Source organism: Pseudomonas sp. NPDC096917, from assembly GCF_044762555.1.
GTDB lineage: Bacteria > Pseudomonadota > Gammaproteobacteria > Pseudomonadales > Pseudomonadaceae > Aquipseudomonas.
The window spans coordinates 227,630-233,629 of record NZ_JBIWEO010000010.1; the positions used below are offsets into that span (position 1 = coordinate 227,630).

5 protein-coding genes are annotated in these 6,000 nt (G+C 49.3%); 1 reads left to right on the top strand and 4 read right to left on the bottom strand.

What is annotated here, in order from left to right; translation table 11 throughout:
* Positions 1-146: 146 nt before the first annotated feature.
* The 3 genes from ACIQYF_RS14150 to ACIQYF_RS14160 all read right to left on the bottom strand — a co-directional run bounded on the left by ACIQYF_RS14150 (position 147) and on the right by ACIQYF_RS14160 (position 3,888).
* Positions 147-482: a GrlR family regulatory protein gene (locus ACIQYF_RS14150; RefSeq protein ID WP_402862560.1), complete on the bottom strand. Its 336-nt coding sequence runs from the start codon at positions 480-482 to the stop codon at positions 147-149.
* Between the two features lie 300 nt (positions 483-782).
* A complete protein-coding gene (locus tag ACIQYF_RS14155; protein ID WP_402862563.1) occupies positions 783-1,817 on the bottom strand; it encodes a diguanylate cyclase in 1,035 nt (344 codons plus the stop codon).
* Between the two features lie 1,762 nt (positions 1,818-3,579).
* Positions 3,580-3,888, bottom strand: coding sequence for a hypothetical protein (locus tag ACIQYF_RS14160; RefSeq protein ID WP_402862566.1), 309 nt, complete (start codon positions 3,886-3,888; stop codon positions 3,580-3,582).
* A gap of 110 nt (positions 3,889-3,998) precedes the next feature.
* Between ACIQYF_RS14160 and ACIQYF_RS14165 the strand changes: the two genes are divergently transcribed.
* A complete protein-coding gene (locus ACIQYF_RS14165; protein WP_402862569.1) occupies positions 3,999-5,741 on the top strand; it encodes a glycosyltransferase in 1,743 nt (580 codons plus the stop codon).
* Between the two features lie 61 nt (positions 5,742-5,802).
* Here the strand turns inward: ACIQYF_RS14165 and ACIQYF_RS14170 are convergent.
* The coding region (locus ACIQYF_RS14170) for a hypothetical protein (protein ID WP_402862572.1) at positions 5,803-6,000 on the bottom strand (198 nt) is incomplete at its 5' end.

Below are 6,000 nucleotides of genomic sequence, written 5' to 3' on the forward strand. Positions count from 1 at the left end.
AAAAATGTCGTGGGGCAAATAGATAGCAAATAAATGCCATCTAATGCCAATAAAGCAAACATATCTATCTATTAATTAAACCCTGCAACTCTTGTTAAACAATGGTGTAGGGCTTTTTTGGGTAGTGCCACAGCGCAAGCAGGGTGTTATTCAGTGTCGGCGATTTTTTGGCCGATAATTGTCATTTTTAATTGAGGGTGACCGACTACCACGCCTTCTAGCTGCAGTTTGCCTTCTTCATAGTTCACTGCGCCGTTTGCCTCCACTACATAATTGTCGATGCCAATTACATTAGTGTTGCCTGACCTCCATTTCGAGATCGTGAACTGAGATTGAAATTCACCCGAGTGTGCTGGTACTTTACCCCTGTACGAGTAGTGAGCGTCCCCACCATTAGCTGATCCATCCTTCGCCACGACAATCCCATCGCCGTATTCGCCTGTGCTGGCTGTGAATTCTACGTAAAAAATGCCTTGAGACATCGTGTGCTCCATTTTTAGATTTTAAAAATGAGCATAGAGGCCAATCGCTATCTAGCAAGCGCGGGTTCGTAAAAAAATAAGTTAGTAGGTTATGAGCGTTTTTGGCAGAGATGCAGAGGAGTTGGGTTTCACGGTAGGGTTTGCCTTTGAGTGATCCTACAGCGCAGTGAGCGTATTTCCGAAAAACGATGCAGCATGGGGCAAAAAAGGGGCAAATGGTTCGCCATTCAATGCCAAGTAGAAGCGGTCATTGATATGTCTACGAAAGCCGGGCTGATTAAAAGCTAACCTTGGGCTTTTCTACAACCGTTGAGCCTTTCGTTCCTGTTTCACCTTATACATCTCGCGATCTGCCAGCTTTGTGGCCTCCTCTACAGTGATGTTGCCCGGTATCACGGTCACTACGCCAACACTCGCGCCGGTGTATTCAATTCCACCAAGACCTTGACCCAGTTCATATCGCCCGATCGTCGCTTTGGCCAGGCGATCCTGAAGCAGTTCTGCGGCATGCTGCATGTCTGTTTCCTGGTCCAAGTGGCCGATGGGTGTGCCCAGGGCGATCACGATGAACTCATCGCCTCCAATACGCCCGATGATATCGCTGCTTCTGAGGCCATGCTGCAGTTGGGCGGCCACACCGCACAGTAGTCGGTCTCCTGCCACGTGGCCGCGGGTGTCGTTGATGTGCTTAAAACCATCCAGATCGATGACACTTATGAGTATGTACTTGTTCTCCCGCTGCGCGAGCTCGAACAGGCGCGCGGCATCATTCAGAACGGCACGCCGGTTGGCCAGACCGGTGAGTGGGTCTGTCAGTGCTTGCTTGGTCAGATCGGCGTTGGCGACCTGGAGTTGCTCAACGAGCAGGCCCCGCTCTAGGGCATAACCCAGTAATGCTGCTAGCAGTATCAGCAAGGGTTCCACTTCAGGAGAGCGAGCCACCTGTTTCGAGCTGGCGGCGCATATCGTCCCCAGTACCTGCCCAGATTGGGATCTTATTGGCGTGCTCACGTAAGTCATGATGCCCAAGGCTGCGGCTGCCTTCGAGTCACCCCAAACTTCGGAAACGTTATCCGAGTACATACGATTTTCGTCCATCGCGCGCTTGCACAAGGTATCTGCCCAAGGCACGGCCAGCCCTTCAGGAATCACCATATCACCAACGTTGCGTGCGAACTCGACACGCTGGATACCCTCATCGGCGTCAATTGTCGTCAAGTAGGTCGATTCCATGCCGGTGACCTCGCTGAGCAGGGCCAGCAGGGGGCGCGTCAGTTCCTCAAGGCTTTGGGCTGTTGGAAGGCTATCGGAGAGAGCAGAGAGGATCTGAACCATAATGAGTTTTCGAAGGCTAATGGGTGGTTCAATTACTGGCAGATCACTGAATAGTTTAGTGCGTAACCCCAAAAGATTGAGGGCCTCTGGCCAATCTCTGCCTGTCACGCTTTAGATTGTAAATCGCTCAGCAGAGCTATTCATGTCAGGTCAGCCAATAAAATACCTCCTGATCGAGCGGCAGGACAACGTAATTGAGGACTAAAGTATTATAGGAGATTTTGCGAGGATACGTAAATCCTAGCTGTGCATCGTTGTATATCTATGGCAATGGTAACCCACGCAAACGCTTGTGAAAAAAGGGAGGACTAGAAACATAACCAGAATAGATGCCTAGGCTAGGGTTAACGATGCGCTAGAAGTCTTAGTAGCATTCGATCGCAAAAATGACGATGCGGGCCTATTCTTAACAATTGGTTTGACGCGTATTTCGCGACAGTTATTTCTTATGACAGGCCATTTTGTAATGCACGTGACTTATCTTCCACTAGTCGCCTGGAACAAGCATTGGGAACTAGATGGTTCTCGGGTGCGATGCCGATGTTGTTTACGTTTTCAGGAACTCACTGATACCAGAAGCTTTAGACATGCCCTTGGATGTGAAGCTTGGGGGTTGCAAGCTCAATTTCCTAGTCGTGACCTGGCGACAATTGTGGAGCATAAAATTCGTCTAGGCCTGTTTTGATACGAGTTAGGAGTGTTCTGTGTTGGTGCGGTATGACACATGAAAGTGGGTAAAAGGCGCCGTGACTTTTGCGTGACTCTCTCACGAACCTATATGCATCTATGGCTATTCGATTGCAGCGAGCACCAGAGATAGCGGCCATGTTTAAAGGGTTTGCAATGCCACGGCGGGCATGGGGTGCTAGGGGCGAATGAATGCCTATTGAGCGCTTATGGTATGCAGAATCGGCATACTGCTTCGCTGTATAGCCTGGTAGTCGACGTCGATCATTTCGTCTTTTTCATGGGATTTTCCGGGCCGCAATCATTTCAAGGTATGCGGAAACATTGGGCTGCATGGCAGCCTTTTACACTTGATTGCGGACCAGAAAATCCATCACAAGCCGCAGGCTGATTGATTTCCCCTCGGGACTTAAAATCCCCCGTTCGAAAGGACGTGCCGGTTCGATTCCGGCTTCGGGCACCAAACAAATCAAGGGCTTGCGGTTTTTTTCAAAATCCGCAGGCCCTTTGTTTTTCCGCAATATTTAAATATTTTCCGCAACTCACTTGGTTGGCGAGACTTTTCCCCCTTCCGGTTGCGGATGCACTGCTCAGTCACAACCACGGTCATGTGTCCAAGTTGATCGCAGGCTTGCAGAATGTCGCCGCTTGATTAGGACTTGTCCGTGCCGGCTTTGGTGCGCAGGCCGCGCATCTGGAACTCGGACTTTGCATCCCCCGGGCGCTTCCCTGGCCAAGTCAAACCTCCCCTGCAGCATCACCACCGACATTGGCGTGTCATCCTGAGAAACGATCAGCCGCGTCGAGCGGACGTTGTGTCCTGATTTTCGAGACATGTCTCGATCAACCAAAACCTTCAGTTCACCAGTGATCTCAATCCGCCGCTTTGCTTTTTTTTGCCCTGCACTACCCAAATCTGTCCATCGCGGACGTCTCGCTCATCCATCAGCCGAGTGTCTGTGACTCGTTGGCCAGTAAGACAGGCAAGATCCATAGCATCCTTCAGACCTCTATCTGCCTATTCGTACACGAGCTTGAACAGTGCATCCTCAATGTAGATATCGCGCCCGGTTTCCTAGTTGCCCTTGATGCTAGCGCTGGGATTGGTGAGCGCGGTATAGCCGATGTCTCGGGTAAAGTTCCAGATTGCACTGAGCAGGGCTTTTTCCCAATTGGCTCTCACCGGTGCGGTTTTTCGCCAAGTCAGAGACTGGCGAACATGTGACGGTTGAATAGTCTCAAGCGGGGCTGGCGGATCATCGAAGAATGCCATCAGGTTTTTCATTCCCCTGACGTTGTCCTTTTGCGTTGTCGGTTTCTTGGTTGGCACAACGTCGACCAGGTATTTTTCGGCGACGTACCGGAAGGTAATGACCTTGGCCACCAAGTTGGTAGGCGATGTCTACCTCTTCAATCAGTCGCTGCGCAGCAGTCCTGCCGTCATGTCCAAGCAGCCCAAATGGTAGCTGCGCCCAAGATCGGAGTGATGGCATAATGATGGATTACCTATGGATCTGGGGGCGCGGGAAAATGTTTGGTGCATTGCTGGGAAGGAAAGGGTCGGTTCTTGCTGGCACTCAAGTAATATCAGTTCTTAATCGATTGTCTGCCACGGCTGGTGGCGTGACACGAGCAGCGCTTAATAGAGCTGGGGTGCTTGGCAGGAGCGGGCTGAGTTCGTTCGTGGTGTCAATTGATTATGACGCTGGTCTGATCAACTCAATCGACGTGCTAAGAAGAGATGGTAGGCTTGATCCGGAAGTTCTGGCATTTAATTTCTTTTTTTATTATGGCTCTTTGTCTGAGTCTCTATCAAAGTCTAAGAAAATACCGCATCTAAGCAAACTCTCAGTGACACCTGCTTTGTCGGTTCCTACGCGCAGATCTAGATACATTGGGACTACTGAGTTTCAATCTGTTGAGTTTTTCAATGGTGCAGGCGTCGTCTTCGCTCGTGAGCTTCTGGATGGAGTCGGAAATTCGGTATCATTCCAGCTTTGCATTTCTCCTACCCAAGCGCACACATTTAAGACAAGAGAAGACGCTTGTACGCATTGGCTTGAAGAACTATCGAAAAACGGTACGCATACCGTAGTTATCTCAGATGCGTCCTCATCAAGTGATGTTGTGGCGAACATTACATCTGAGAAAACCTCCAAGGTACTGACGCTTCATGGCAATCATTTTGCTGAGCCTTATGTGTATGGGAGCCCTGTCAAACCTAGAAGTCAGCTAATCATAGATAATGCAAAGGTGTGTGATTCCCTTGTGTTATTGACAGATAGCCAGAAAAGAGATGTTGAACGACAGTTTGGGAGTGACCAGAAAATATCGGTTATACCTAATTCTAAAACTGTATTTAAAGATGACTTTGTTGTAAAAAGAAAGTCTAAATTGTTTGTAGTGGTCTCTAGGCTTGACGCAGTAAAGAATATTGATCGTGCTATACGGGCTTTTAAAATTGCAATAGAAAGTGATTCAGAGCTCGTGCTGGAAATTTGGGGGCGCGGCTCGCTAGAGAGTTCGCTCAAAGATTTGATTGTTGAATTAGGCCTTTCGGGCAATGTTGTCATGAAAGGGTATACAAGGAATCCGGACACGGTTTTCAGGCGCGCTCGAGCGTCTTTGTCCAGCTCGCTATCAGAGGGCTTTGGGCTTAGCTTGCTAGAGTCGATGTCTGTTGGTACCCCGGTTATTTCTTTCGACTCGAATTACGGGCCTAAAGAAATTATTCAAGATGGTGAAAATGGTTTTCTTGTTCGCACCGAAGAGGAATGTGCTGAGAAAATCGTGAGGCTAGCGCGTGATAACTCGCTTTTTGATCACTTGGCAAAAGGTGGGATTGAAAGCTCTGATCGTTATTCGCCAGATTTGGTGGGCCAAAAGTGGCTGGATTTAGTCAATGGCTTGATCGGTGGAGAAAGTTATCAGAGTGTTTTTGGCAAAAGATCAGTGTTTGAAAATACTAATTCAAGCGGTTCAGGAAGTATTTTCATCTCCGCTAGCGAAATTGCTGGCCGCTCGCTTGATAGCGTTAGGCGCGTAGAGATCGTCCGTGTCGACAGGACAAAAACATTCAACGATAAGTACTCCAAGCTTGAGCCTGGAGTCTATCGAGTCCACAGCATAACTCATGAGCCAAGTTCATTCAGATATGCCATTAAGATTTCACACGGTGGGCGCCAACATAAAGGGAGCATTCCACTGAAGGCGCTGACGTTCAAATTGCTCAGTTAAGGACTTTCTGTATAGGCATCGGCGCTCACCTGGGCGCGAGTGACAACTAACGAGGTGCTTCTTAAACATAAAGCCCGCCGAGCGCGGGTTGTTTTACGCTTGGAGAAAACCAATGTAACCGCTCCATGAACCCCACATTCAAAGCCGCCGCGTGATCCCGGATACTGTGCTCCCGATTTCTTTCTGGAGCCCATCCGCCATGATGCGTCCCGACGCAAAAGTCGAAAAAGTGTATCTGTACCCCAAGCCCGTCGACTTC

Bases quoted from the DNA above. Each gene is read 5' to 3' on its own strand.
- ACIQYF_RS14155 (WP_402862563.1), bottom strand. From the start codon at position 1,817: ATGGTTCAGATCCTCTCTGCTCTCTCCGATAGCCTTCCAACAGCCCAA.
- ACIQYF_RS14165 (WP_402862569.1), top strand. From the start codon at position 3,999: ATGATGGATTACCTATGGATCTGGGGGCGCGGGAAAATGTTTGGTGCA.
- ACIQYF_RS14150 (WP_402862560.1), bottom strand. From the start codon at position 482: ATGTCTCAAGGCATTTTTTACGTAGAATTCACAGCCAGCACAGGCGAA.